This is a genomic window from Staphylococcus sp. 231237_7MaSpsaltlick (assembly GCF_043107035.1).
The window spans coordinates 302,912-329,817 of record NZ_JBICNX010000001.1; the positions used below are offsets into that span (position 1 = coordinate 302,912).

The following is a 26,906-nucleotide window of genomic DNA, read 5'->3' on the forward strand; positions in this document are numbered from 1 at the left end:
TTAGAATTGTATAGTGGGACAGCGATCAATTTTTGGAAAAGTAATTTTGTTAATGCGCCTATTTAACGATGACTAAACACACTAAGTCCGAGACATCTATTTATGCTCGGGCTTTACTTTTATTTTTTATTAAAATGCATCATGTATATATTTTAAGGGGGCTAAAATGAACTCTGTCCATTATTTTCAGAATATTTATTGAATTACAAAAATATCTATGTTAAAGTGTTCTTTATCAATTCACTTTAGTTCGGTAGAGAAACAAAGTAAATGTAAAGGATGGTTATATTATGAATGCTACAACACTTATTAAAAACAAAGAAATTGAACTCGCATTTTTAAAGCATTTTCAACAAGCCGGATTTAAACTTGTCGATTTCAGCTTTATCGAATCTCTATCATGGCAAACACTTACAAAAGACGACCTTCAACAAATGACAGAGCGTAGTTTCTGGCAACATGACCATCATATCTTTGCGCTACGCAATGATTTTACTGATCAATTATTGCGTTATTATAGTAATTATCCACGACAGTTAAGCAATGTAGCTTATTCAGGACCTATTGTGCGTGATAATGAAGTCTATACTCAATTAGGTATAGAACACTACAACCCTACCATTACAGATATGCAAGAAGACTTTATGGCTTTTTATGAGTTTATAAAAACCTCACTTAACGATGAGATAGATTTTGTTATTTTAGGTCATTACCAGCTTATTGACTTACTTTTAACGACTAAAGAGCAAACTAATGAGATATTAAAACTCATTCAAGAACGCAATATTTCAGAGCTTACTTCGCAACTTGGTATCGCTCATCCAATCGTTCAATTACTAACTACTAAAACGACAGAACAACTAGATTTATTAAGTCAGATTTTCCAACATGATCATCGTACAATACAAGCGTTAAGACGTTGGGAACAGTGGTTCAAATCACTGGGTATTAATGATATACATCTAGATATTACGCCACAGCCACCCCGTTCATATTACAAAGGCGCATTCATGAGATGTCATCTTAAAGAAAATAAATATCAACAACTAACTGGTGGTTTTTACAAAGGTGATTTAGAAGGATTCGGACTCGGATTTATTTTATAAAAAAGGAGCGACGCACATGCTTACAGTAGCTTTAGCAAAAGGAAGATTATTAAAAAGCTTTATTGCTTATTTAAATGAAATAAATGAACAATCATATGCACAAGCGTTAGAACAGAGAGAACGTCAATTATTAATTACTGTTGGTTCTATCCAATTTGTATTAGTTAAAGGGAGTGATGTCCCTATCTATGTAGAACAAGGTGTAGCAGACGTAGGTATTGTCGGAAGTGATGTACTGGAAGAAAGTAATTATACAATCAATAACCTTTTGGACTTATCTTTTGGCAATTGTCACTTTGCTTTAGCTTCTAAACCAGAAACAACTACTTTCACTAAAGTTGCTACTTCCTATATGAAAACCGCGCGTAAATATTTTGAATCACAGGGACTTGATGTAGAGCTTGTAAAGTTATCTGGTTCTATCGAGTTAGCTTGTTTAGTTGATATGGTAGATGGCATCGTTGATATCGTCCAAACCGGTACAACATTGAAATCTAATGGGTTAGTCGAAAAAGATACCATTAAGAATATAAATGCAAAACTTATTACCAACAAGCAATCATACTTTAAAAAATCAACGGAAATTGACGATTTAATTCAAACTTTGGAGGTGTCACTCATTGATTATAAATAAAGCGACATTTTTAAATGACTATTTAGATCAGTCCTCTTTAAATGAGGATTTGTATCCCCTAGTTAAAACAATTTGTGAAAAAGTTAAATTGGAAGGTGATCAAGCACTCAAAGCCTACAATAAAGAGTTAGACAAAGTAGATACACCTCAATTAGCAATTCCATTCTCAGAGTTAGAAGCAGCCTTCCACCGGTTAGACAATAACTTGCGAGAAGCTTTACAACACAGTCACGCTCGTATTGAGACTTACCAAAAATCTATCAAATGGACAGATCAGCAAGGTTCTATTGAATGTTATGAAATGTATCATCCTATAGAACGCGTTGGTGTGTATGTACCAGGTGGCAAAGCGAGCTACCCTTCAACTGTATTAATGACTGCAACACTTGCGAAAGTTGCAGGAGTCGAAAATATAACTGTTGTAACACCACCGCAAGCAGATGGCCTACCTGATATCGTTTTGGCCGCATGTTATATTGCTGGCGTTGATGATGTATTTCAAGTTGGTGGCGCGCAAAGTATAGCTGCACTTGCTTATGGAACTGAAACGATACCTAAAGTTGATAAAATTGTCGGCCCAGGCAATCAATATGTCGCTTATGCGAAAAAATATCTTTTTGGTCAAGTAGGTATAGATCAAATTGCAGGACCAAGTGAAATTGCTTTAATCATTGATAAGACTGCTGATTTAGATGCGATTACATATGATGTATTTGCGCAAGCTGAGCATGATGAATTAGCACGTACATTTGTTATTAGTGAAGATGAGGAACTGCTACAACAACTCGAACAAAAGATTCAACAAACACTCACTGACATTGAACGTCAATCTATCGTAAAGGCAAGTTTAGCTAATCACCATTTCTTGATTGCTGTTGATGATTTCACAGAAGCTTGTGATTTAATGAATCAAATCGCACCTGAACATGCATCAATCCAAACCGCTTCACCACGAGACTATTTAAATCATGTACGCTATGTAGGAGCTCTATTTTTAGGTCATTATTCACCAGAAGTCATAGGTGATTATGTTGCTGGACCAAGCCATGTATTACCTACGAATCAAACAGCAAGATTTACGAACGGTTTATCAGTGAATGACTTTTTAACGCGTCACTCGGTCATAGATTTGTCTCAAGATACCTTCAATCAAATTGAAAAGCCTGCTCGTGAACTTGCCCATATTGAACAACTATATAATCATGAACAATCTATTGAAATTAGAACGACAAAGGGGTCATATTAATGATAAGAATTAACAAAAATGAAAGTCCACTTCGTCCTTTAACAGATTCACAACTAGCTACAATAATACAAGATGCTGCCTTTAACTTTTATCCAGATGACGAATACGAACGCTTTAAAGACGCTTATGCAAATTATTATGGCTTTACTGCTGAACAAGTCATAGCTGGTAATGGATCTGATGAACTGATTCAAAAATTAATGCTAATCATGCCAGAGGGTCCGGCATTAACACTTAATCCAGATTTTTTCATGTACCAAGCTTATGCTGCTCAAGTAAATCGTCCTATTGAATTTGTGGAAGCTGAAGACGATTTAACATTTAATCTTGAACAGATTTTACAACGTATCGAGGAAGTGCAGCCTGCATTCTTTATAATGAGCAATCCACACAATCCATCAGGTAAACAATATGGTACTACATTTTTAACAGCTATCGCTGACAAAATGAACAATATTGGTGGTTATTTCGTAATAGATGAAGCATACTTGGATTTCGGTAAAGCTTACAACTTTGATATGCAACCACACGTACTACAAATGCGTACCTTGTCAAAAGCATTCGGTATCGCTGGCTTAAGGTTGGGCGTTCTAATTGGTACACCAGAGACGATTCAACATATACAGAGTATTGAGCATCCCTACCCATTAAATACGCTTACCCTACACATTGCTTTGTATATGTTTGAACATCCTGAAAAAACCAAACAATTTATAGAACATCAACGTCAATTAGCACTTAGACTAAGAAACTTATTTAACGATTATGTTGCAGATATTATGGTCGTATTTCCATCATCTACTAATTTTGTGCTTACTAAAGGAACGGAAGCACAAAACTTAGGGGAATATATTCAAGCACATGGTTTTTTACCTAGATTATATAATGGAACAGAAATGAATGACTACGTGCGTTATTCTATTGCTACGGATTCACAATTGGATGATTTAGAAGAAATTATTAAAACTTGGAGGTCTCAATATGATTTATCAAAAAACGCGTAATACTGCTGAAACACAATTATCTATCTCACTTGCAGACGACAATCGTCCAAGCGAAATAAACACTGGCGTGGGTTTTCTGGATCATATGTTGACTCTCTTAACCTTTCATAGCAACTTATCTATTACTATTGATGCAAATGGTGATACAGAAGTAGACGATCACCATGTCACAGAAGACATAGGTATCGTTTTAGGTCAATTGCTATTAGAAATGACACGAGAGAGAAAATCCTTTCAACGTTATGGGGTAAGTTATATCCCTATGGATGAAACATTAGCTCGTACTGTAGTTGATATTAGTGGGCGTCCATTCCTTTCATTTAATGCCAGTTTAAGTCGCGAAAAAGTAGGCACTTTTGACACTGAATTAGTAGAAGAATTCTTCCGTGCGCTAGTTATTAATGCGCGCTTAACAACACATATAGATTTAATTCGTGGTGGCAATACGCATCATGAAATAGAAGGGATTTTTAAATCTTTTGCGCGTGCCCTTAAAGTAGCCTTAACAAGTAATGATACGGAAGGCACACCGTCATCTAAGGGTGTGATAGAATGATTGCCATAATTGATTACGGTTTAGGCAACATTAAAAATGTACAACGTGCAATCAATCATCTTGGTTATGAATCTAAATTAACAGATAATCCAAAAGATATTGAAGCTGCTGATATGGTTATTTTACCTGGTGTCGGTCACTTTAAAGATGCCATGCGAGCTATCCATTCCCGAGGTTTGGTTGAAGTTTTGCAATCCGTTACAAACAAGCCTGTGATTGGTATTTGTCTTGGCATGCAACTGCTATATGAATGGAGCGCTGAAGGTGATGTCTTTGGATTAAAACTAATACCAGGTCGCATCATACCAATTGAAACGCCCTACCCAGTTCCTCACTTAGGTTGGAACAATCTAATTAGTAACCAATCGACACTTTCTCAAGATGTCTATTTTGTACATTCTTATCAGGCACAAATGTCTGAATATGTTGTAGCATTCGCCGAATATGGCACACAAGTCCCTGCAATTGTACAATTTAAAAATTATATAGGCATCCAATTCCACCCTGAAAAGAGTGGCGATGATGGCTTAGCAATATTTAATCAAGCACTGAAAGGCGGATTCCTAAATGATCAAACTATGGCCAGCTATTGATTTAATCAATGCAACAAGTGTACGTCTTACTGAAGGTAAATATGATTCAGAAGAAAAAATGTCACGAAGCGCTGAAGAAAGCATTCAATTTTATAACCAATTCAATTGTGTAGATCGTATCCATATCGTAGATTTAATCGGGGCTAAACAACAATCTTCTATTGAACAAGACTACATTAAAGCCTTACGTACACTAACCGATAAACCGATAGAAGTTGGTGGTGGTATTAGAAGCGTAGAAACTATTGAAGCTTATTTTAACGATGGCATTGATTATTGTATTATCGGTACTAAAGGTATTCAAAACTTAGAATGGTTAGCCGAAATGGCGCACCAATTCCCTAATCGTTTATATCTCTCTGTGGATGCATATAAACGAGAAGTAAAAATAAATGGTTGGGAACAAGATGCTGAACTAGATTTATTTGAGTTAATTGAAAAAATTGAGTCTTTACCTCTTGGCGGTATCATCTACACAGATATTTCAAAAGATGGACGACTAGAAGGCCCTAATTTTGAGATTACTGGTCAATTAGTCAACGCAACTCAAAAACCTGTCGTTGCTTCTGGGGGTATTCGCCATCAACAAGATTTAGAAGAATTAGAAGCGCTTGGCGTTTCGGCAGCTATTGTAGGTAAAGCTGCACATAATCCTAATTTTTGGGAGGGCTTGTCATGATTAAAAAGCGTATCATTCCTTGTTTAGATGTTAAAGATGGGCGCGTCGTTAAAGGCATCCAATTTAAAGGATTAAGGGATATTGGTAACCCTGTCGAATATGCACTGTATTATAACGAGCAAGGCGCTGATGAATTAGTCTTTTTAGATATTTCACGTACAGAAGCGGGCCATGACCTTGTACTCGATGTTATTGAAGAAACTGCAGACAAACTATTTATACCATTAACTGTAGGTGGTGGTATATCAACGATCGCTGATATTTCTCAACTCTTAAATCATGGTGCTGACAAGGTATCACTCAATTCAAGTGCACTTAAAAATCCATCATTTATTAAAGAAGCTAGCGAAAAATTTGGCAGTCAATGTATATGTATCGCTATAGATAGTAATTATGACGATGAATTAAATGACTATTTTTGTTATACACATGGCGGCAAGCAACGTACAGATAAACGTGTTTATGATTGGGTTCAGGAAGTTGAAGCTTTAGGTGCTGGTGAGTTACTTATTACAAGCATGACCCATGATGGTATGAAGCAAGGCTTCGATGTCACTCACTTACATGAAATCGAACAACTTGTAAATATTCCAGTTATAGCTAGTGGTGGCGGGGGTAATCCAGAGCATTTCGTTAATCTATTTAAGCAAACCGATGTTTCTGCTGGTCTTGCCGCAAGTATTTTACACGATAAAGAAACAACTGTAGATGAAATCAAAAAAACAATGGCACAAGGGGGTGTCCCAGTAAGATGAATACAGAACAACCTGATTTTAGCAAAGGTCTTTTGCCAGCTATATTACAAGACATTAATACAAATCAAGTGCTAATGCTCGGTTATATGAATGAAGAAGCTTATCAGCAAACACTCACAAGTGGTGTTGTTTGTTTTTATTCACGTTCCAAAGACCGTTTATGGACAAAAGGAGAAACGTCTGGAAATACTCAAATCGTTAAAAATATTCATTTAGATTGTGACCGAGATACACTCCTTATCGAGGTTGTACCAAATGGGCCAACATGCCATACAGGTAGTCAAAGTTGTTTTAATACGCCCATACCTTTCAACGTGCAACAACTAGAACAAACAGTAACTACTAGTGCCGAATCTAATAAAGAAAACTCATATACACAGTATTTATTAAATGAAGGACTAGAAAAAATCACGAAAAAATTCGGCGAGGAATCATTTGAAGTTGTTATAGGTGCAATGAAAAATGACCGTGAAGAAGTGACGAATGAAACTGCTGATTTAATGTATCACTTATTTGTGTTGTTACATGCCTTAGATATAAAATTTGACGACGTTGAACAAGTACTCGCTCAACGTCATCAAACCGCTAATAACTTTAAGGGAGAACGCACAGATATTAATCATTGGTAACAATGCCTTAAATATAAAGACGAGATAAATTTGGAACAAAAATCTATTTTTAATAAGATTTCTGTAAACCATATTCATCTCGTCTTTTTTATTTGTTTTTCAACAATTCTTTTTTAAATAAATCTGCCTGTTTTTCCACAGAAATTAAATCTGCATAAATCGCTTCATCCATAGCATAATAAACCACATTACCATTCTGTACAGCTTGGTTATTTTTCCAAGTATTTGATTTTACAAAATCATTATTAGGTTTCTGTCCGTCTTTTGTAGGAACTAATAAATAGTCTCCTGAGTACGTATTAAATTTTTCTTTAGGTACTTTCATAAACTTCTCTTTTGGCATAGCTTGTTTCGCTTCGGGATCCTCTTTTAAACCGAATCCTTCATAGATTGCTTCACTACCCCGACCAAATCTAGGCCCAAATTGATATATATCTTTTGCTTGAATATCCATAATTGAAAAAGTTTTATCTTCTCCAATTGCTTTTTTAATTTCTTTACCATCCTTGGCTAATTTGGATGATAATTTACTAGCTTGCTTTTTAGCTTTTGCTTCTTTATTCACTAATTTACCTATTTCTATATGTGTATCTTTATAATCCATATTTTGCACCTTAATCGGAACAGTTGGCGCAATTTTTTCTAATTTTTTGTTATTCTTATTTTCTTTATATGTAATGATTAAATCGGGTTTTAATTTTGCTGCTGCTTCCACATCTTCAGGATCTATCTTCTTAATGTTTGCCATATCTAAATATTTTGAATCAGGAAAAACACTCGTTATCGCAATCGGTTTAATACCTAACTTTTTAAAATTGCCATAATTAGCTGTTAAATCAAGTACCCTTTTAGGATTTTTAGGAATTTGCACCTTATCCCCTTCACCTGTTGTATATGTTTTCGTCTCGGTATTTTCTTTTGAAGCTGCATCTTTAGACTCATCATTATTACCACAAGCTGCTAAAAATAATAGTAAGCACAACATGAAATAAAATAATTTTTTCAAAATATTAACCCCTTCCATAATATTATACTTCTATTCTAATCGAAAACGATTATCAATTGCAATATAATAATATAGAATTTTTAATTATTTATAGTTTTGCATTTTTCTAAACTCGAAATTTATTATAGTCGTTTTATTTTTACACTTTTGATATTATAAGTACAAAAGGAGTTGCTATTATGGAAAAATATTTCATAGGCATTGATCATGTACAAGTTGCTGCACCAGCAAACCAAGAAGATTTAGCTAGAGCGTTTTATGCTGAAAAATTAGGATTCAAAGAAATAACCAAACCAGCTAATCTTGCACGAAAAGGCGGGGTTTGGTTTCAAATCGGACAACAACAACTTCACATTGGTGTTGAAACCAATTTTGAACCAGCCAAAAAGGCACACCCTGCATTTGCAGTACACAACGCGACGGAAGTAAGGAAAAACCTTGAATTACAAGAAGTCGAAATTATATACGGAGATGAACTTGAAGGAGCTGATCGCTTTTATATTTACGACCCATTTGGCAATAGGATTGAAATTATAGAATGGCTGTAAAGTCCCACTCTCTAAAGAACCACTTCTTTAAAGAAGTGGTTCTTACTCAGATGGCCTACTAAAACTTTACAATTATTGGAAGTTGGGCTATGTAACATCTCATCGCCAACACGTATCATATAATCATAAACAGATATTACTCAAAAAGATAGACGTCTCCCATTTCTTCATAATTGTTATAACTGCTTATTTCTTCAAATCCTAATGATTGGGCAGTCATAATAGATGGGCGGTTATCTTTTTTGGTGCGCACAAGTATTTGATTACTGACTTGTATGTCTTCTTTCACATACTCTATAACCGCTAAACATGATTCTTTGGTATAACCTTTGCGTGCAAAATCTGGGTTCAAGCGATAAGCTAAATTAAGATATGTTTCACCTAACATTGTTTTATATGTCAAACCACACATACCAATCATTTTACCGCTTCCTTTTTCTATCATTAATGCGTAACCAAAACGGTATTTAAACCAATGTTCAATCCATGACTTAAGCATCTCTTCTGTTTCTTCTATACTTTGGTGAGGCCCTGCTGGGTTATAAACATTTGTTCTTGGATCTGAATGTAAATTGTACAAGTCGACTAAATATTCGTGTGAAGGTCTCACTAAATATAATCTATCTGTTTCAATAATAAAGTTTGTCTCCATAATATAATCTGTCTCCATATTTTCCCCACCTTAGCTTAATATTTTCAACTGTTATATATTATAATTCCATGTACATTAAATCTTCATCATAATAATTAATTCCATCATAGAGTGCTTTAGGTTCTATGCCATAACGTTTAAATCCTAATTGTTCATATAATGCAATGGCACTTTTATTTTCGGACAGGACGCTTAATTCAATTATTTTCACAAACCCTAGTTCTTTTGTCTCATCAATTATTTTTTGAAGCAATAACCTGGCAATACCTTGTCGTCTATACTGGGGATCACAGTAGACCGCCACTAAGTTTCCTTTATGTTTTACCTTCTCTAGGCTTTCACTATAAAAAGCACCTATACAAACTAATGAGGTGTCGTCAAATGCGCCAATTGTAAATTGAGTTTCTGTAGGTATGATTCGTGATTTAAACTTATCTATGGAGAATTCAATCTCACGCTTGTAAGTAGATGCAAAACCTTTCGGATCAGTTTGCAATGATTTCAAACGCAGCTTGCGATATTCTTTCACGTCACTTTCAATTAAACGCCTATAATACATTGATTAACACTTCTTTCATAAATTAGATACAAAAATATAACTTTTAAGAGTGAGAGGAAAATCAAAATTTGTAATTTTATTTTCCTCTCACTCTCATATGGCTAACAGATAACAAAGAACATAATAAATAAAACAAGGCTTGTCTACGCGCTATTTTATACTGGTCTTACGGTAACTTCATTTATATTGACGTGACTAGGTTGTTGTAATGCATAAACAACAGCTTCAGCAATATTTTTCGGGTCTAACTTTTTACGAGAACCCCAATCAGTATTACCACTTAATGGCGTATCTACCATACCAGGTGAAATACTTGTGACCCTTACACCTGTTTTAGCTAATTCTTTTTCTAACCCTTGGGTAATAGTATGTACCGCCGCTTTAGATGCGCTATATAAGGTGCTTTGTTTTGTAACTTCAAAACCAGAAATAGAAGCAATATTTATAATATGTCCTGTAGATTGATTTAAAAATATTGGTAATACGGCATTAATACCATATAAAGTACCTTTGACGTTGACATCAATCATATTTTCCCATGCCTCAACATCACCATCTGTAATTGCAGAAGAGAGCATTAAACCTGCACTATTCACTAATATATCTACATGACCAAATTTATTTTCAGTCTCTTTTACTAATTTTGCTACTTCATTTTTTTGCGTAACATCAACGATATGTGTAGCAATTTCAGACTGACTATTTTCTTGAAGTTGTTCTGCTACATCAGATAAACGTGCTTCATTGCGCCCTGTTAACATTACTTTCACGCCATGTTGTGACAATGTTTCGGCAATACTTGCACCGATACCACTACTTGCACCTGTAACAATTGCAACTTTATCTTTTAATTCATTCATTCATATCTTCCTTTCTTCTTCAATTTAACTATTTATAAGGTCATTTCCCTATTTTCAATTATTTTATCATGTTAATTTATTTTTTATTAAAATTTTGTGTTATAACAATTATTCATTACCTATACTTCAATTTAATGTGGGTATATAATAGATATATATCAATTTAGCAACGTTTGATTAAAGGGGGATAAAATTTGAACTTTGATGAAAAAATCAATCATTTACATGCATTTAAGGGCAAAGACAACTTTGAATTTCGCTTTGAAGCATTGTTTGATCAAGAAGAGTGGATTCAAATGTCTTTAAATCAACGCAAACAACTAGAACGTGAATTCCGTATCTATGTAGAACACCATGATCACTTACGTATACCTTATGCGTCACAAGACCATATTCGCATGGGTATGTATAATTCCGTTTATGACTTCAATTCGGTTAAACATAATTTCAAGGCCTACATTTAAGATTAATCTTTCAATAGGTTTCGTTTAAATCAATATACAAAAAGCCTACACTACTATAAAAACAGTAGTGTAGGCTTTCTTAATACTGGGGGTGAGGGTGTTTAAATAAATCATGAAAGTTTTACTGGGGAGAAAAACTTGCACAAAGTTAATAGGTTTTTATTGTAAGCGCAGTTTAAAAACACTATTAAACCTCGATTTACATCGATGTATACAGCGTATTATTGATTAACTAATAGCTCTTTCTTTAAACCATAGTTGTAAATTTTCTCTGCATCAATGTAAGCTATATAGTCAATACTTCTGTATCCATCTTTAATGTCATTAATAATACCTTGATTTACACCTGTGTGTGTGTATATTTCGTAACTACTTTCGTTTGAAAAAATAACTGCTTCAATTACTTTTCTCATAATTAATCACTCCGTAGTTTTCTATTAAGAAGCTTTGTTTATCTTCTACACCCTTATCATAATGCATATTCTAATAATTTAAAAGGATTTTGTGATTATTTTCACAAATTTATCACTTTTGTTCTTTTTTCTTCTCCCATTCAACTCTTATATTTGACATTCCCTTTGCTCAACAAATATTAAGTTGTTGTTTACAATAATTACGCTTAAATTTTCATAAAAGCTGCGCTTATTTTCGAGGACTCTGTGCTATACAATTTTTATTTATCGCCTCATATAAACCATTTAAATATGTTGCGCCTAACGCCCGATCATATAAACCATACCCTGCTTTACCTGTTTCTCCCCAAATCATGCGTCCATGATCTGGTCTAATGGGTCCCTTATATCCAAAATCATGTAATGCCTTTATAACTTTATACATATCGATAGACCCTGATTCTGATAAGTGTGCAGATTCTTGGAATGACTTATTCCCAACTAATTTCACATTACGCGCGTGAACAAAATGTACACGTCCTTTTTGACCAAAATATGTTAACATTTCCGGAAAATCATTATGCTTATCCGACCCTAAAGAACCTGAACACATCGTTAATCCATTATGTTTAGACGGATGTATGCGAATGAACCTTTCCAGATTTTCTCTATTTGTAATAATTCTGGGTAATCCAAATATCCCCCAAGGTGGATCGTCTGGATGTATTGCCATCAGTACATCCGCTTCTTCTGCAACAGGTATTACTTTGTTAATAAAGTAACTTAAATTCTCCCATAACTTTTCTTCATCAATTGTTTTGTAATCTGCAAAGAGTGCAGCTAAGTCTTCTTTGGTGTAGCTTGAATCCCAACCTGGTAAAGAAAGTTCACCCTTTAGTGGATTCATTTTAGCAATTGCTTCTTCATCATATATCAATGCTGTCGAACCATCTGCTAAAGGAAAATCTAATTGTGAACGCGTCCAATCAAATACTGGCATAAAGTTATAACATACTACTTTAATACCCACTTGACCTAAATGTCGTAATGTTTGGCAATAATTTTCAATATATTTATCGCGCGTTGGCTTCCCTAATTTAATATCTTCATGTACGGGCACACTCTCAATGACTGAAAGTTCTAAATTGGCACTTTCGATTTCTGATTTTAATTCCTTAATTTTATCTAATGGCCAAGCTTCACCTACTGGTATATCATAGATGGCGCTGACAATGCCTCTCATGCCTGGTATCTGCTTGATATATTCTAAGCTGATTGGATCATCCTTGCCATACCATCTAAATGTCATTTCCATTCCAAATGACACCCCTCTCTATATCAATTTAAAGTAGTTATAAGCATTGTTATAGCAAATATTTTTAATTAGCTTCTCTAATAGTCTTGGATCCTCAGGTATTTCTCCTAACTCAACCAAATTACCAATATAAGTACATAGAATCCTTCTAAAATAATCATGTCTAGAATAAGAAATAAAGCTTCTAGAATCTGTTAACATACCAACAAAGTGCATTAATAAGCCTTGATCAGCCAAGGATGTCATTTGATTTAACATACCGCGTTTTGTGTCGTTAAACCACCAGCCAGCACCATGTTGTACTTTACTTTGTATATGTGCTTGATTTTGGAAATTGGCAATAGTAGACCCTACGATGTCGTTATATGTAGGATTTAAATTGTATAATATTGTTTTTGGCAAGTGCCTACTTGAAGCCATCATATTTAATAAACTATTTAAGTTTTCAGCAAGATTTTGTTGATCACGTATAGAATCAAATCCGGCGTCAGGGCCTAATTGTTCAAAGGCAGTAGTGTTATTATTGCGAATTGCACCAAAATGAATTTGCATAACCCAATCTTTTTCGTTATAAATTTTACTTAATTCATATAATAAGAATGTTTGAAATTGTGCATATGCTTTACTACTTACTTGTTGTTTTTTCAACGCTTTTTGGAAAATATCATCAATATCTGAACGATTATATGACTGATATTCAATAGAACTTAATCCATGATCTGCTAATCGTCCACCTTTGTCATGGAAATAATTAACTCGCATTTTTATAGCTTCTACAAAATCATCTACATTACTAATAGGGTGTGTTAAGCTACTTAATGTTTCTATAAATTCAGCAAAACTTTCTTCACCAACTTTAAAAGCAACATCGGGTCTAAATGAAGGTAATACCTGAGTCTTGAAGTCCATTTGTGTTTGTAGCTCATCATGATAACGCAAATCGTCTGTAGGGTTATCTGTAGTACAAATCACTTTAACATTTGATTGCGTAATTAAAGATTGTACTGTGATATTATAACGCTTCAAATAACCATTAACTTGATCGTATATTTGATCAGCATTGTTTTCGTTTAACACTTCATGCACATCAAAATACATAGCTAGCTCTAAATGAGACCAATGATATAAGGGGTTTGCAACCGAATTTTCTAAAGTAAGTGCCCATTTTCTAAACTTTTCTCGTGGTGAAGCATCACCAGTTATATAATATTCATCAATACCTTGCGCACGCATCGCTCTCCACTTATAATGATCTCCCCCTAGCCACAACGTTGTGATATTATCAAAGTGCGTATTCTCGCTAATTTGTTGTGGATCTAAATGGCAATGATAGTCATAAATAGGCATATCTTTTGCGTATTTATTATATAGCTCAACCGCTTTTGTATTTTGTAACATAAAACGATCAGTGATAAATTGAGTCATTACTGAAAACGCCCTTTCCTTTAAATTTCTTCTCTTAATGCTAGTTCTTTAACAATTTGTTTATGACGCTTGTCTGTTAGTGGATAACCAATTAAGAATATAATTAGCGCAATTAAACAACCTACACCTGGCACAGCAAAGAACAATACTTTAAGCCCTGTTAATGTTTCCGTAGTCTGAGCAACATTAGGTTGATAACCGATCATAGTTAATGCAAGCCCAGGAATAAAACCTGCCAAAGCTTGTGAAATCTTACGGGTGAAACTATAGCTTGAATACGTAATGCCTTCAGAACGTATACCAGATTTCCATTGCCCATATTCAACAACATCAGCAATAAATGCCCAAGTCACTGTATTAGGTATAACTAAAAAGAATGAAGAAATTGTATTTACTATTAAAAATGTTGTAATATAATCTCCAAAAAGTGCAAAGTTTAAAATTTCGCACACTACAAATCCTGCTATACCTACGATAGCTGTCATCTTTTTCCCTATCCTCTTGCTTAACAACGTTGTTATATAAAGCGCTGGAACAAGAACGGCAAAGTTCAAAGTACTAACAAGACCAACTAAATTAGGTGCATCCATAACATATTGGAAATAATATAATTGTGACGATTGTTTTAAAAACATCGACATAATTGTTAGTAATGTATAAATTGCTAATACTGCAAATGCTCCATTTTTCAACAAGCTCACAAAAGCTTTTTTACCCATTCCTTTTGTCTTAGGACGTTGTATCACATGTCTTTCTTTGACATTTTTATAACAAATTAAATGTAGTATAACGCCGACAATAGCTAATAATGCTACTGCAATAGGATATCCTACTGCATGATTGGGAAATTGATTAACTAATGGTATGACCACGATACCTGCCACAAATAACGCGGCTTGTGACCCTAAGTTTCTATACACTGATAGCTGCGTTCTATCTTCAGCATTAACAGTCATAGACGCAGAAAGTGAACCATAAGGTATATTAACAACTGAGTATGCCGCATTAAATAACATATAAGTCGCAAATGCCCAAATGGTTTTACCAGTTTGATCTAAATTTGGCGCAATAAATGATAAAACCGTACAAATTGCAAGTGGTACTGTACCGTATAAAATAAATGGTCTAAATTTACCTCGTTTACCAATATTCGTTCTTGAATCCACATAAGTACCTACACCAGTATCTACAAAAGCATCAAATATTTTTGATACAAGAAACACCAGTCCACCATAAAAAGCGGAAATACCTAGTATATCCGTAAAAAATTTCAATAAATATATTTGTCCCATATCAAACATCATACCGTTACCTAAATCACCTAAACCGTATGATAACTTTTCTTTGAATTTTAATTTTGGTGTACTAATATCGTCAAATTTTTCTTGCTTTGTTTGTTCTTTCTTCGCTGACATTGAAACCATAAGATGACCTCTTTCTAACGTTTGATGTCCCCTAAACATTTACTTAAGCATTAAAATTATCTAAATAAAACTGTCTTTGTCTTTATTTAATATTTGATTTGTGATTTTAGAAGCACTTTCTTCTATAAATACTTTAAACATAATTTGGAGCATAGATTAATTACAATAAGGGGTAATCAAACCTACCTATATTCATATTCCAATTACACATATATTTTTATAAGCTAAAGGTTCTATGACTTTATTTTATAATTCCAACAATATATGTAAGCGATTTCAATAAACTTCAAAATTTTTATTACTCATGCTCATGTTACATATACCGTTCCCTAATACAACAATTAGCGTTGTTTGTAATGTTATGCTATTTTCTTAAATAATGAGAATTGACAGTTATCAAAGTTAAAATATTAAGATTTTAAATTTTTAAAACTTTCCACAAATGCACGTGTCTGTTCTACAATAATTCGATCTGCTCCATCTTGAGCACCTTTGGTTAATGCACTACCAATACCTAAGGCAAACGCCCCTTTTTCATACCATTCATGCATATTTTCTATGGATACACCTCCTGAAGGCATCATTTCCACTTGTGGTATCGGGCCGTGTACATTTTTTATAAAATCTGCTCCTAAGCCATCTCCAGGAAATAACTTCACTACATCAACACCATGTTGTAAAGCAGTCGTTATTTCTGTAACTGAACTACATCCAGGTAAATAAGGTATCGTATATAAATTACACATCATTGCTATTTGTGCGTCAAAATGAGGACTCACAATAAAGTTTGCGCCATTCATAATTGCGATACGCGCTGTAGTAGCATCCATAACTGTTCCGGCACCAATCAAAACATCATTCTTATATTTCGTATTTAAAGATTTTATGACTGTTTCCGCATTTGGTGTCGTGAATGTAACTTCAATATTTAGTATGCCGCCTTCAATAATTTGTTTACATTTTTGCCATGCGTCATCCTCCGTATTACCTCTAACAACCGCAACTAGATAATTTTCTTGTAGTTGTTGTAAAGTTCGCATTTTATTCATCATCATCTTCCTTTTCTGATTAAAATCTCATACTCAACTCACTTTCATTATATTTTTTATTTATTTCCAGTCAATTACAATAAAAATATGTCTAAATAGTGTCATGAACTCATTTACAATAGAATCATTCGAAAGTACTTGATAAATCTAAGATCAATACTAATATCTCAAATTTCAAATGATGCAAAATTAAATAGCTCACAAATTTGTAGCAGCGCAGTTAACCATTTGAATTATTGAGATATATCCTCCTTTTTATAAACTTATTAACATTTTTAGAAATAAATTAGCCTAAAATAGCAATTTTGTGAATTAAATCACATAATCGCTGATTATTCTGTAGTTTTTTTGAATTCTAAATGCTAACTTTAATAGTGTGAAGAAAGCGCTTTATCATATGGATTAACTACTTTAATAGAACAATAATTCCACTCGTCTTTTACACTACTCAACTCAATTATGATTGTAAAAAACATTATGATAATCACTTTATTCAAACTTATGGGAGAGGAATTTTAAAATGATTCAATCTTTATCACACTATAAAGCTAAATATAATAAACTCATTTGCGTTGATTCAGATGGATGTGCCATTGATTCTATGACTATTAAACATGAACGCGCTTTTGGTCCAGCGCTTGTCGAAGAATGGCATCTCGAAGATAAATCTGAAAGGATCTTAGAACGATGGAATGCATTCAATCTTTATGAAATAACCAGAGGCATCAACCGTTTTAGAGGTCTTGAAAAAATGTTAGGAGAACTTGTTGCAGAGGGTTTAGACATTCAAGGATATGACGACATAAAACAATGGGTACAAACTACCCAATCTTTTTCAAACCCTAGTCTAGAAGAAGCTATTGAAAATAACCCAAACAAATATGGTTTACGCAAAGCTTTATCTTGGTCTCATAAAGTCAATGCACGTATTAAAGAACTTCCTAGTATCGGTCCTTTTGAACACGTACACAATACCTTAAAAGATGCCGCTTCATTTGCAGATATAGCTATCGTATCGTCAGCCAACCTTTCTGCAGTTCAACATGAATGGGAGTCTTATCATTTAACACCTTACTTGAGCGGCATGTTCGCCCAAGAATCAGGTACAAAAGAGCATTGTCTTGAAGTATTAAAGTCATTCTATGACTTAGAAAATATTATTATGCTAGGTGATGCCAAAGGAGATTTGGAAGCTGCTCAAATGCATGATTTATATTTTTATCCTATCCTTGCCGGCCACGAAGATCAATCATGGTTAGATTTTCACAATAAATACTTAAAACTATTCAGAGAAGGTCGTTTCAATCAAGAAATACAAACTTCTCTAATTTCTATATTTTATAATAATTTTGAAGGAGCGAAATAATTAATGGTAAAAGTAAACTTAAAAGCATCCCCTTATAATCTAGACGACACACAAATTGCTTGGGTTGAAGAAACACTAAAAGATTTATCAAGTGAAGAAAAAATTGGCCAACTCTTTTTCAATTTATTTTCATTGGAAGGTGGGAAAAAATTCCACGACGCAGATTTGAGTAATAAGGAAGTTTTAGAACGTTATCATATTGGTGGCGCACGTTATGAAGGCGGTAATAAAGTTGATGTACAAAGCTTACTCAATGACTTACAACAAAGTACAAAGGTTCCGGTACTTGTTGCAGCTAACTGTGATTCTGGAGGTAATGGCGCATGTAAAGATGGCACTTATATTGCAAGTGCAGCACAATGTGAAGCTGCACAAGATACTAAGGTTGCATACAATGCTGGGCTTGTTTCTGCACGTGAAGCTTCAGCATTAGGTGTACATATCAATTTCGATCCGTGCGTTGATATTCTTAAAAACTGGCGCAATACTATCGTAAATACACGCGCATACGGGACAGATGCACAAACTGTCATCAAATATTCTAGCGCTTTTATTGATGGTTTCAACTCAGAACGTGACATGATTACCTGTATTAAGCATTTTCCTGGAGATGGTACAGAAGAACGTGATCAGCATTTAGTATTAGGGGTAAACGAATTATCTACAGAAGAATGGGACAATAGTTTCCGTAAAGTCTATCAACACCATATTAATCGAGGCGTACAAATGATTATGGCTGGACATATTGCACAACCTGCTTATTCTAAAAAGTTAAACTCAAACTTAGAGGATAAAGATATTTTACCAGCAACATTATCAAAAGAACTTATCACTGATTTACTTAAAGACGATATGCATTTCAATGGTTTAGTCGTTACAGACGCTAGTCATATGTTAGGTATGACTGCTTCTATGCGTCGTGAAGATTACGTGCCACTTTCAATTGCCGCTGGATGTGATATGTTTCTATTCTTCAATGATTTAGAAGAAGATTATCAATTTATGTTAAACGGATATAACAATGGTATCATCACAGATGAACGATTAGATGATGCTGTTCGTCGTATCTTAGGACTTAAGGCACAATTGAATTTACACAAGAAACAAAAAGATGGCACGATTATTCGCACTAAAGAAGACTTGGAAGTTATCGGTTGCCAAGAACATTTAGATATGCGTGCTGAAGCTGCTGATTTAGGTATTACACTCGTAAAAAATACTTTGGATCAATTACCGATTCGTCCAGAAACACATAAAAACATTCGTCTTTATGTAATTGAAGGTGAAAAAGATGGCATTTATAAATCTGCTAATAATGTGCCTGAAGACATTATTAAAGAACTGGAATCGAGAGGTTTTAATGTTACTTTAAACGATGGTTCAACACGCGTTAAAGGCAAGACATTATCTTATCGAGAAGACGTTGATGCAGCACTAGTTTTCGCTAACATTATTGGTTACGCTGCTGAAAATAACTATCGAATCAAATGGGGTACTGCAATGAGCAATGAAATTCCTTGGTATGTACATGAAGTTCCAACGGTATTTGTTTCCTTAAACTTCACAACTCATTTACACGATGCAACGATGGTGAAAGCTTATATAAATGCTTATCATTCTAACCCTGAAACTATTAAACAAACGGTCGATAAACTTATGGGATTAAGCACTTTTAAAGGTACTTATAACGATTTGGTTTGGACTGATAAATGGCAAGCCAAATTATAATATAGACAACAGCATAATATAAATGAATAAATAGGGATTGGAACATAAATCCCAGAAAAATAACCACTTAGATGATTTGATTCAATTCATCTGAGTGGTTATTTTTTTATTCAATACTTCGCATTGTTGGCTCACTTTCTTAGGGAGACAGCTTCAACCTGTAATCTTCAGCTTGTCCTATCCTCTCAAGAGTTTCCCGAAAATACGTCTCATTCATATGGATTTTCACATTAAAACACTTAAAAAATAAGTCCCTTTCGTATAGTTTAATAAACACTACTAAGCTAAATCAACGAGCTAACTATAATCAAAACAATATTGAAAAAGACAATTTCTATTTTATTTCAATAGAAAACGCCTTTTTTCACTTATCCAAGAACTTTATGTCCCAGATTCTTAATCATTATATTGGGCTAGTGGGACTTATGCTTGAACTTTAACTCACAGTTAAGCCTGTTATGTTTTCACCCCTAGTTATCCTTATTACAGGTATGACCGAAACCTTTTTAAATAAATTATTTTTCTGTCTGACTCCCGTCCTCATCTATTATATTTTATATCCAAAATCCGGAATATTTGACCATCTTTCTTTGAAGTAATGAGCGACGGCTTTTGGCCTTCTTTCACGGGTGAAAATCCCTTTCTTATTTCCTTGAACTCTAATAATACCCGTAGAAGTTTCAAAATCTGCAAAATTCCATACCTGTTCTCCAATAAATTGTGGATACTTATCAATAACTTCATGATTGGCTTCGTAATAACGTATTTGGTATTCCTCTGTGAATAATTCATCGTTTATTGAATGCATTCCTGCCACTGTATCAGCACCATATTCAGTAAACATAATTGGTTTATCTGGTTGTTTAATACTCCAACCATCTAACTCTTCTGCTAGTGCCAATTTAGCAGCTTTCAAATCTGCTGTTTGAGTATACCAACCATAGTACCTATTTAAGCATAATACATCGACTAAATCTTGCACTTGGCATGTATCTGGTTGAGAAGTCAGTATTGTTACAATTGTAACAGGTCTCTGTTGTGGATCACACGTTCGTGCTAGATTCACTAATGGTTCGAAATACGCTTTAGCCCCCTGTTCGTCAGAAGCTGGTTCATTGGCAATCGACCACATAACCACACATGCATGGTTTTTATCGCGTTCAATTAACCCTTTAATCGCAGATTCATGCGCCGCTTTCGTACCTATTTCTTCAAATGTATTTCTTGCTTTTTCACCAGTTAAAATTGCATTAAAGTTTAAATGAACTCCTACAGCAGTCGTTTCATCAATCACCACTATACCCTGCTCATCAGCTAAACGCATCATTTCTTCTGAATACGGATAGTGCGAAGTTCTAAATGAATTTGCTCCTATCCATTTCATCAAATTAAAGTCTAATACATTCGCTACTTCATTCATACCTCTGCCATGATAATAACTATCCTCATGCTTACCAAAACCTTTAAAATAAAACGGCTCTCCATTAATTAAAAATTTACCCTTAGCTACTTCGACAGAACGTATACCGAAACGCTCAGAATAAGTATCAATTAACTCTCCATCTTCTATAAGTGACACTTCTAAATGATATAAATACGCATTTAATGGTTTCCAAAGATGTGGATTCTGAACCTTTATCGTACCTTCTACACCTGTTGCTTCTGCTATGACTTGTTTGTCTTCATCCACTAATCGAACCTCAACAGTCCCTCTGCTATGGTTCGTGCTTACTTTATAATTTACATAAGCATCCTCACCTTGTAATTCAGGTACAATTTCAATATCTTGAATATGGATCTTAGGTGTTGTATATATTTTTACAGGTCTATGTAAACCCGCATAATTGAAGAAATCAAAATTTGGTGTATTTTTCTTAATCACATTACCTTCTGCATCTGTTATTTCGCTATAATCTCCAACCGGTAAAGTTGTTTCATCTAATATATTATTTACGCATACCGTTAAACGATGCGTCCCAACTGTGTATGATTTATCTAATGTTACTTCAAATGGTAGGAAACCTCCTTGGTGTGATGTTACCTCTTTACCATCAATATATACGGTTGCCTTATGTGTTGCAGAACCAAATCGTAAGACAATACGTTCATTTTTTAAAACGTTAGGAACAGTGAATGTTCTCTCATACCAAACGTTCCCTACATGGTGGCGAATATTAGCAGTGACACCTTGGTCATTAAACGAACCTGGCACAGCCATAACTTGTTCAGTATTTAATGGTTGTGACACATCAATTTGATCTTCGTCCTCTTCTAATTTAAAACGCCAAATACCGTTTAAATTAATGATACTTCTAAATTCATTTACAACTGGATACAACATACTCAATTACTCCTTTCAATTTCATTAAATCTATCTACAATTCTTCTCTCAATGCTAACTCTTTAACAATTTGTTTATGTTTACGGTCAGTTAATGGATATGCAAAGAAGAATAGTACGACTGCAATTAAACAAGCTGTCGCAGGAACGATAAAGAATAATACTTTCAATCCATGTAATGTATCTGCTGATTGAGTAGCATTAGGAACAAATCCAATAAGTGTTAAAGATGCACCTGGTATAAAACCTGCTAAACCTTGTGATATTTTTCTTGTAAAACTATAGCTCGCATATATAATCCCCTCAGATCTAAGACCCGATTGCCATTGCCCGTATTCCACAACATCAGCAATAAATGCCCAAGTTACAGTATTAGGAATGACCAAGAATAATTGTGCAATCGTATTAATAACCAAGAACATTACGATATGATCTGAGAAAAAAGTAAAGTTGATGAATTGGAATAGAATAAATCCTCCTACACCTATAATCGCAGTCATTTTCTTGCCAACCAATCTACTTAAAAACGTTGTTAATATTAACGCAGGAATTAGCACAAGGAAGTTTAGCGTACTAACTATCCCTACTAAATTTTGTTCTCCTAATACATATTTAAAATAATATAATTGAGAAGCTTGCTGTAAAAATAGTGCACTAATTGTTAAAAGTGTATAAATTGCCAATATGATAAATGGTCTATTTTTCAATAGATTTAAAAACGCCTTACGACCAATCCCTTTCTCTTTCGGTCTTTCAATCGTATGTCTTTCAGTTACACCTTTATAACAAATCATATGGAATATTACCCCAGCAATAGCTAGAAACCCTACTGCTATTGGATAACCAATTTGATGATTTGGAAATAAACTAACAACAGGTATAACGACAATACCAGATATAAACATCGCACCTTGAGAGCCCATATTACGGAATACAGATAATTGCGTACGATCATCCGCATTAATAGTCATTGATGCAGATAATGAACCATATGGAATATTTACAAATGAATAAGCTGCATTAAATAATAAATACGAACCAAAAGCCCATATAATTTTTCCGGTTTGCCCTATCTCTGGTGATAAAAAAGTTATGACTGTAAGTGCTGCTAGCGGTATACTGCCATATAAGATAAACGGTTTAAATTTGCCACGTTTAGCAAAATTAGTCTGATTATCTACAATTGTACCTACCGCTGTATCCACAAAGGCATCAAAGAATTTCGAAACTAAAAATACCAAACCTCCTACCCACGAAGGTATACCTAAAATATCAGTGTAAAATAATAGTAAGTAAATCTGACCCATGTCAAACATCATACCGTTACCTAAGTCCCCAAATCCGTAAGATAACTTTTCCTTAAACTTCAGCCTTGGTTCCTGAATTTCTTTAAAACGCTTTAGTTTACTGTTTGCTGGCTTTAATTTTGCTGTAACCATATCGATTACCTCTTTCCACTATTGAAGTTATTGGAATAATTGATTGTTCCAATAACTTCTTAGTATGTATTAGTAACTGTATTCATAATTAACACTCAATAAGCACGCGCTTCTTTGTAAGCGTTTTCTTATGTGTGCAAAAAAAGTAACTCTACAAATTTCTCCATCATATAATATGGTTGAATACATCCCCTGTAAGTAATTTATAGAGATCTTTCTTTTATTATATTTTTTAAAATAAAACAGTCAACACAAAAATAACAACGTTGTTATAATTACATAACATACAGCCTTGTGTTCTAAACTGAGATAATACGAATAAAAGCTATAACTAAAGTATGTTGAAAAATTACATAGACTGGGACCATTTATTACAATATACACAACTTAAATTATTTTCATATATTGTAAAACTGCATTTTTCATTCCATTTTGATTAATTTTTGAGATTATTTTTACATTTTTTATAAAAAATTTACTAAAACCGCAACTTTTTTATGATTTTAAATTTTTGAAGTTAATTTCTTAGTAAAATTCTTTATGCTCAGTTCTATATTTCAATGGAGGCATGCCATATTGCTTTTTAAAACATTGTGTGAAGTAACTCTGTTCTTTAAATCCTACATACGAAGCAACTTCAGCAACCGTCATCTTGGTTCTCGCAATCAAATCGCGGGCTTTTTTAACTCTTAGTTCAATGATATATTGTGAAATTGATTTGTGTATTTCTTGATTAAATATTCTAGACAAGTAACTCGGTGCTAAATCTACATGACTAGCTAATTCTTTCAAAGTAAGTTGATTATCTAAATTTCTTTCTATATACTGTATTACTTTACTGACCTTTGGGCTGTAGGCATTCGCTTTTGTCTTCATAGCTCTTTCTGCATATTCTTTAACAATTGCATGAATGACTTCATCAAGCATCTCACCGTCCATAGTTTGATCAATTATACCAGCATACCTCTCAGACATTTCATCGATGTGAATTAAACTAATACCTGCTTTTTCACCCGCTTTTCTACATAACGTGTTGATGAGAAAAGCTTTATATTGTTCATTAGAAATGTCATCTTTAACTCTGCGTAAACCTGACACAGATACATTCATTTCATTTAAAATTGATAAGGCTTCTGTCACATTCCCATTTTCAATTGCAGTAAGTAATTGGTTTTCTAAATTATAGCGTTGTTCTATTTCTTGCAATGTATACTCCATTTGTACTCTCGATTCAGCTAATACTTCTATAGTAGAATGAAATTTGAAATCAATTTTCACAGTTTCATAAACAACGTTTCTATTTTTTAAAAAGCGTATTGCTAACCGACACATCTTTTGAGCTTTAACATGATGACACAAAGGTATACTGAGTAAATACTGTTTTAATATCGATAACTTTGATATTTTAATATCTGCTCTTTGCAATAGTTCATTACAACGTCGTTCATTCGGTCTTTGCTCCATATACGGTCCAATAATATAAATCTGCTTATTTTTCTTAAATTTAAAAATCAAAAAATTAACATCAAAACTATTAGAATAATGATAAATTTTATTACTGTTCATATGAACAATAAAGTGTTTTAACTCATTCTTAAACTGTTTTCGCGCAGTATTTGTAAATGGTGTTTTAATATGCGTGCTAATACCCTTTATATCACTCATATCATAACCTTCTAATTGAATACCTAATAATTGAAGAGCATTCATTTGTAAAATTTCTAACGTGTTCTCGTTCATAAAAAATCACCCCATTTCTTTATTTTATTATAACTAAAAATAAAGAAATGGGGTTGTAAATTTTATTTTATTAAGCCTGATTTTTCATTTTATTTTAGTAGCATTTTTTAATTTGCTTATGATTTTTTATTATTAAACTTAAGTTTTATTGGAGCATAGAATAAAACAAATATAAGTACGAGTCCTAAATAGCCAATTAACGGATAGAATATAGCTACTAGATCTGTAAATCCAACAAAACTTAAACATAACCCTACGATAACTGCTATTGTATAGAATATTTTAAATCTCATTGTATCGACTATCGTAAAACGTGACGCAAAAGCATAAAACATACCTAATCCAGTATTGAATATCATAGCAAATATAACAATGGCCATAATAATACCTAACACAGGTGAAATATTATTTACAATACCTAACATCGGCATATCCATATTTCCCACAACATCAATTTGGGTGAAAATAGCCAAGTGACTCAGTACAATCATGATACCTAAAGCAAGACCACCAATTAATCCACCAGTCGCAGCAACCTTTGTATTCTTTTCTGATCCTCCCATAACTATAGCCATTGAAGCACCAACAGCAGTATTAAAGGAAGCATAGTTCACTCCAGCTACAAACCAGTTTGGCAACGTTGACGGTTTAGCATCTGATAATGAATTAAGCTGTGAAAATGGTGTGTTTGTAGTAATAAAACTATAAACTGAAATAATGATAATAAATATAATTAAAAATGGCGTTATATTGCCAATAACTTTTACCACACCTTCAACTTTTAACATGCCTGCAAGCAAGATTAATGCAGTCATTAATAACGTACCAACAATGGAAGGTAAACCAAATTGCTGATTAAGATTTGAACCCGCGCCTGCAATCATCACTACACCTACACCAAATAATGTAAAGATAATAACTAAGTCAATAATCCAGCCGAGTACTTTTCCTACTAATGATTTTCCTGTTATATTATGTATCACTTCTTTATGAGAATCTGTCTTGAATTTACTACCTAACCATACAAGCATCATACCAACATAAGTAAATAGTGCAGTGGTAATTATCGCACCAAACGTACCCATAATACCGAAACTTGTAAAATATTGGAGTACTTCTTGACCAGATGCAAAACCTGCACCTACAATGACACCAATAAACGCACTTGCAATTAATAATATCCTTTTCATAGTGTAATCCCCCTATAATAAAAAAACAAAATAACTTACCCCTTAAACCATCATAATATGACTGAATTTATATAGCCTAACTTTCTGACTCATATATAAATTTATCTCCCATTTACCATATTTATAAAATGAGCAATCGTTTCTACATTTTATCATTTAAAGCGTAATTAATGTTGTATTTTCAATAGTACACCTCATACAATGAGC

26 protein-coding genes are annotated in these 26,906 nt (G+C 33.6%); 13 read left to right on the forward strand and 13 right to left on the reverse strand.

Going from position 1 to position 26,906, the window contains the following annotated elements; all coding sequences use genetic code 11:
* Positions 1-290 precede the first annotated feature (290 nt).
* Genes ACF91D_RS01495 through hisIE form a run of 9 tightly spaced genes read left to right on the forward strand, consistent with a single transcriptional unit; the run spans position 291 to position 7,202 of the window.
* A complete protein-coding gene (locus tag ACF91D_RS01495) occupies positions 291-1,106 on the forward strand; it encodes an ATP phosphoribosyltransferase regulatory subunit (protein ID WP_039067389.1) in 816 nt (271 codons plus the stop codon).
* 16 nt (positions 1,107-1,122) lie between these two features.
* On the forward strand, positions 1,123-1,740 hold the full coding sequence (hisG, locus tag ACF91D_RS01500) for an ATP phosphoribosyltransferase (RefSeq protein ID WP_327620756.1): 618 nt from the start codon (positions 1,123-1,125) through the stop codon (positions 1,738-1,740).
* Positions 1,730-2,986, forward strand: a complete 1,257-nt coding sequence (gene hisD / locus ACF91D_RS01505) for a histidinol dehydrogenase (protein ID WP_039067425.1) — start codon at positions 1,730-1,732, stop codon at positions 2,984-2,986. Before hisG ends, hisD begins: the two co-directional genes overlap by 11 nt.
* Positions 2,986-3,990: a pyridoxal phosphate-dependent aminotransferase gene (locus tag ACF91D_RS01510; RefSeq protein WP_101049923.1), complete on the forward strand. Its 1,005-nt coding sequence runs from the start codon at positions 2,986-2,988 to the stop codon at positions 3,988-3,990. The genes hisD and ACF91D_RS01510 overlap by 1 nt, the downstream gene beginning before the upstream one ends.
* A complete protein-coding gene (gene hisB / locus ACF91D_RS01515; RefSeq protein WP_327620757.1) occupies positions 3,968-4,546 on the forward strand; it encodes an imidazoleglycerol-phosphate dehydratase HisB in 579 nt (192 codons plus the stop codon). Before ACF91D_RS01510 ends, hisB begins: the two co-directional genes overlap by 23 nt.
* The gene (hisH, locus tag ACF91D_RS01520; RefSeq protein ID WP_327620758.1) at positions 4,543-5,139 is read left to right on the forward strand and encodes an imidazole glycerol phosphate synthase subunit HisH; all 597 of its coding nucleotides are present in this window, start codon (positions 4,543-4,545) and stop codon (positions 5,137-5,139) included. The genes hisB and hisH overlap by 4 nt, the downstream gene beginning before the upstream one ends.
* Positions 5,114-5,818 carry a 1-(5-phosphoribosyl)-5-((5-phosphoribosylamino)methylideneamino)imidazole-4-carboxamide isomerase gene (hisA, locus tag ACF91D_RS01525; RefSeq protein WP_039067396.1) on the forward strand — a complete coding sequence of 235 codons (705 nt, stop codon included), beginning with the start codon at positions 5,114-5,116 and terminating at the stop codon, positions 5,816-5,818. Before hisH ends, hisA begins: the two co-directional genes overlap by 26 nt.
* The gene (gene hisF, locus ACF91D_RS01530; RefSeq protein ID WP_039067398.1) at positions 5,815-6,573 is read left to right on the forward strand and encodes an imidazole glycerol phosphate synthase subunit HisF; all 759 of its coding nucleotides are present in this window, start codon (positions 5,815-5,817) and stop codon (positions 6,571-6,573) included. Before hisA ends, hisF begins: the two co-directional genes overlap by 4 nt.
* Positions 6,570-7,202, forward strand: coding sequence for a bifunctional phosphoribosyl-AMP cyclohydrolase/phosphoribosyl-ATP diphosphatase HisIE (gene hisIE, locus ACF91D_RS01535; protein WP_039067399.1), 633 nt, complete (start codon positions 6,570-6,572; stop codon positions 7,200-7,202). The genes hisF and hisIE overlap by 4 nt, the downstream gene beginning before the upstream one ends.
* 88 nt (positions 7,203-7,290) lie before the next feature.
* Here the strand turns inward: hisIE and ACF91D_RS01540 are convergent, their stop codons facing one another.
* On the reverse strand, positions 7,291-8,208 hold the full coding sequence (locus ACF91D_RS01540; protein WP_101050239.1) for an ABC transporter substrate-binding protein: 918 nt from the start codon (positions 8,206-8,208) through the stop codon (positions 7,291-7,293).
* 179 nt (positions 8,209-8,387) lie between these two features.
* On the opposite strand from ACF91D_RS01540, the gene ACF91D_RS01545 reads away from it, so the two are divergent.
* Positions 8,388-8,756 carry a VOC family protein gene (locus ACF91D_RS01545; protein WP_069792285.1) on the forward strand — a complete coding sequence of 123 codons (369 nt, stop codon included), beginning with the start codon at positions 8,388-8,390 and terminating at the stop codon, positions 8,754-8,756.
* 136 nt (positions 8,757-8,892) lie between these two features.
* On the opposite strand, the gene ACF91D_RS01550 is transcribed toward ACF91D_RS01545, so the two are convergent.
* The 3 genes from ACF91D_RS01550 to ACF91D_RS01560 form a co-directional block, all read right to left on the reverse strand.
* Complete coding sequence (locus ACF91D_RS01550) at positions 8,893-9,426, reverse strand: GNAT family N-acetyltransferase (protein WP_081324984.1); 534 nt, start codon at positions 9,424-9,426, stop codon at positions 8,893-8,895.
* A 40-nt stretch (positions 9,427-9,466) separates the two neighbouring features.
* A complete protein-coding gene (locus ACF91D_RS01555; protein WP_039067405.1) occupies positions 9,467-9,967 on the reverse strand; it encodes a GNAT family N-acetyltransferase in 501 nt (166 codons plus the stop codon).
* A gap of 155 nt (positions 9,968-10,122) precedes the next feature.
* Complete coding sequence (locus tag ACF91D_RS01560) at positions 10,123-10,827, reverse strand: SDR family oxidoreductase (protein ID WP_039067406.1); 705 nt, start codon at positions 10,825-10,827, stop codon at positions 10,123-10,125.
* 194 nt (positions 10,828-11,021) lie between these two features.
* Between ACF91D_RS01560 and ACF91D_RS01565 the strand changes: the two genes are divergently transcribed.
* A complete protein-coding gene (locus tag ACF91D_RS01565) occupies positions 11,022-11,291 on the forward strand; it encodes a DUF1413 domain-containing protein (RefSeq protein WP_039067408.1) in 270 nt (89 codons plus the stop codon).
* Between the two features lie 221 nt (positions 11,292-11,512).
* Here ACF91D_RS01565 and ACF91D_RS01570 read toward each other — a convergent pair whose 3' ends face one another.
* The 5 genes from ACF91D_RS01570 to ACF91D_RS01590 form a co-directional block, all read right to left on the reverse strand.
* Complete coding sequence (locus ACF91D_RS01570) at positions 11,513-11,704, reverse strand: hypothetical protein (protein WP_029378284.1); 192 nt, start codon at positions 11,702-11,704, stop codon at positions 11,513-11,515.
* 229 nt (positions 11,705-11,933) lie between these two features.
* Positions 11,934-12,998, reverse strand: a complete 1,065-nt coding sequence (uxuA, locus tag ACF91D_RS01575; protein ID WP_069792283.1) for a mannonate dehydratase — start codon at positions 12,996-12,998, stop codon at positions 11,934-11,936.
* An 18-nt stretch (positions 12,999-13,016) separates the two neighbouring features.
* Complete coding sequence (gene uxaC / locus ACF91D_RS01580; RefSeq protein WP_327620759.1) at positions 13,017-14,423, reverse strand: glucuronate isomerase; 1,407 nt, start codon at positions 14,421-14,423, stop codon at positions 13,017-13,019.
* Positions 14,424-14,443: 20 nt separating this feature from the next.
* A complete protein-coding gene (locus ACF91D_RS01585; protein ID WP_069792281.1) occupies positions 14,444-15,847 on the reverse strand; it encodes an MFS transporter in 1,404 nt (467 codons plus the stop codon).
* A gap of 410 nt (positions 15,848-16,257) precedes the next feature.
* Positions 16,258-16,896 carry a bifunctional 2-keto-4-hydroxyglutarate aldolase/2-keto-3-deoxy-6-phosphogluconate aldolase gene (locus tag ACF91D_RS01590; RefSeq protein WP_392436356.1) on the reverse strand — a complete coding sequence of 213 codons (639 nt, stop codon included), beginning with the start codon at positions 16,894-16,896 and terminating at the stop codon, positions 16,258-16,260.
* A gap of 520 nt (positions 16,897-17,416) precedes the next feature.
* On the opposite strand from ACF91D_RS01590, the gene ACF91D_RS01595 reads away from it, so the two are divergent.
* Both ACF91D_RS01595 and ACF91D_RS01600 read left to right on the forward strand, forming a co-directional pair.
* The gene (locus ACF91D_RS01595) at positions 17,417-18,262 is read left to right on the forward strand and encodes an HAD hydrolase-like protein (RefSeq protein ID WP_101049942.1); all 846 of its coding nucleotides are present in this window, start codon (positions 17,417-17,419) and stop codon (positions 18,260-18,262) included.
* A gap of 3 nt (positions 18,263-18,265) precedes the next feature.
* The gene (locus ACF91D_RS01600; RefSeq protein WP_069792279.1) at positions 18,266-19,990 is read left to right on the forward strand and encodes a glycoside hydrolase family 3 protein; all 1,725 of its coding nucleotides are present in this window, start codon (positions 18,266-18,268) and stop codon (positions 19,988-19,990) included.
* Positions 19,991-20,537: 547 nt separating this feature from the next.
* Here ACF91D_RS01600 and uidA read toward each other — a convergent pair.
* From uidA to ACF91D_RS01620, 4 genes are all read right to left on the reverse strand, one after another.
* A complete protein-coding gene (uidA, locus tag ACF91D_RS01605) occupies positions 20,538-22,331 on the reverse strand; it encodes a beta-glucuronidase (RefSeq protein ID WP_069792278.1) in 1,794 nt (597 codons plus the stop codon).
* Between the two features lie 34 nt (positions 22,332-22,365).
* Positions 22,366-23,769 carry an MFS transporter gene (locus ACF91D_RS01610; protein ID WP_039067421.1) on the reverse strand — a complete coding sequence of 468 codons (1,404 nt, stop codon included), beginning with the start codon at positions 23,767-23,769 and terminating at the stop codon, positions 22,366-22,368.
* 525 nt (positions 23,770-24,294) lie between these two features.
* A complete protein-coding gene (locus tag ACF91D_RS01615) occupies positions 24,295-25,509 on the reverse strand; it encodes a helix-turn-helix domain-containing protein (protein WP_069792277.1) in 1,215 nt (404 codons plus the stop codon).
* 116 nt (positions 25,510-25,625) lie between these two features.
* Positions 25,626-26,699 carry a YkvI family membrane protein gene (locus ACF91D_RS01620; RefSeq protein WP_039069720.1) on the reverse strand — a complete coding sequence of 358 codons (1,074 nt, stop codon included), beginning with the start codon at positions 26,697-26,699 and terminating at the stop codon, positions 25,626-25,628.
* Positions 26,700-26,906: the final 207 nt, after the last annotated feature.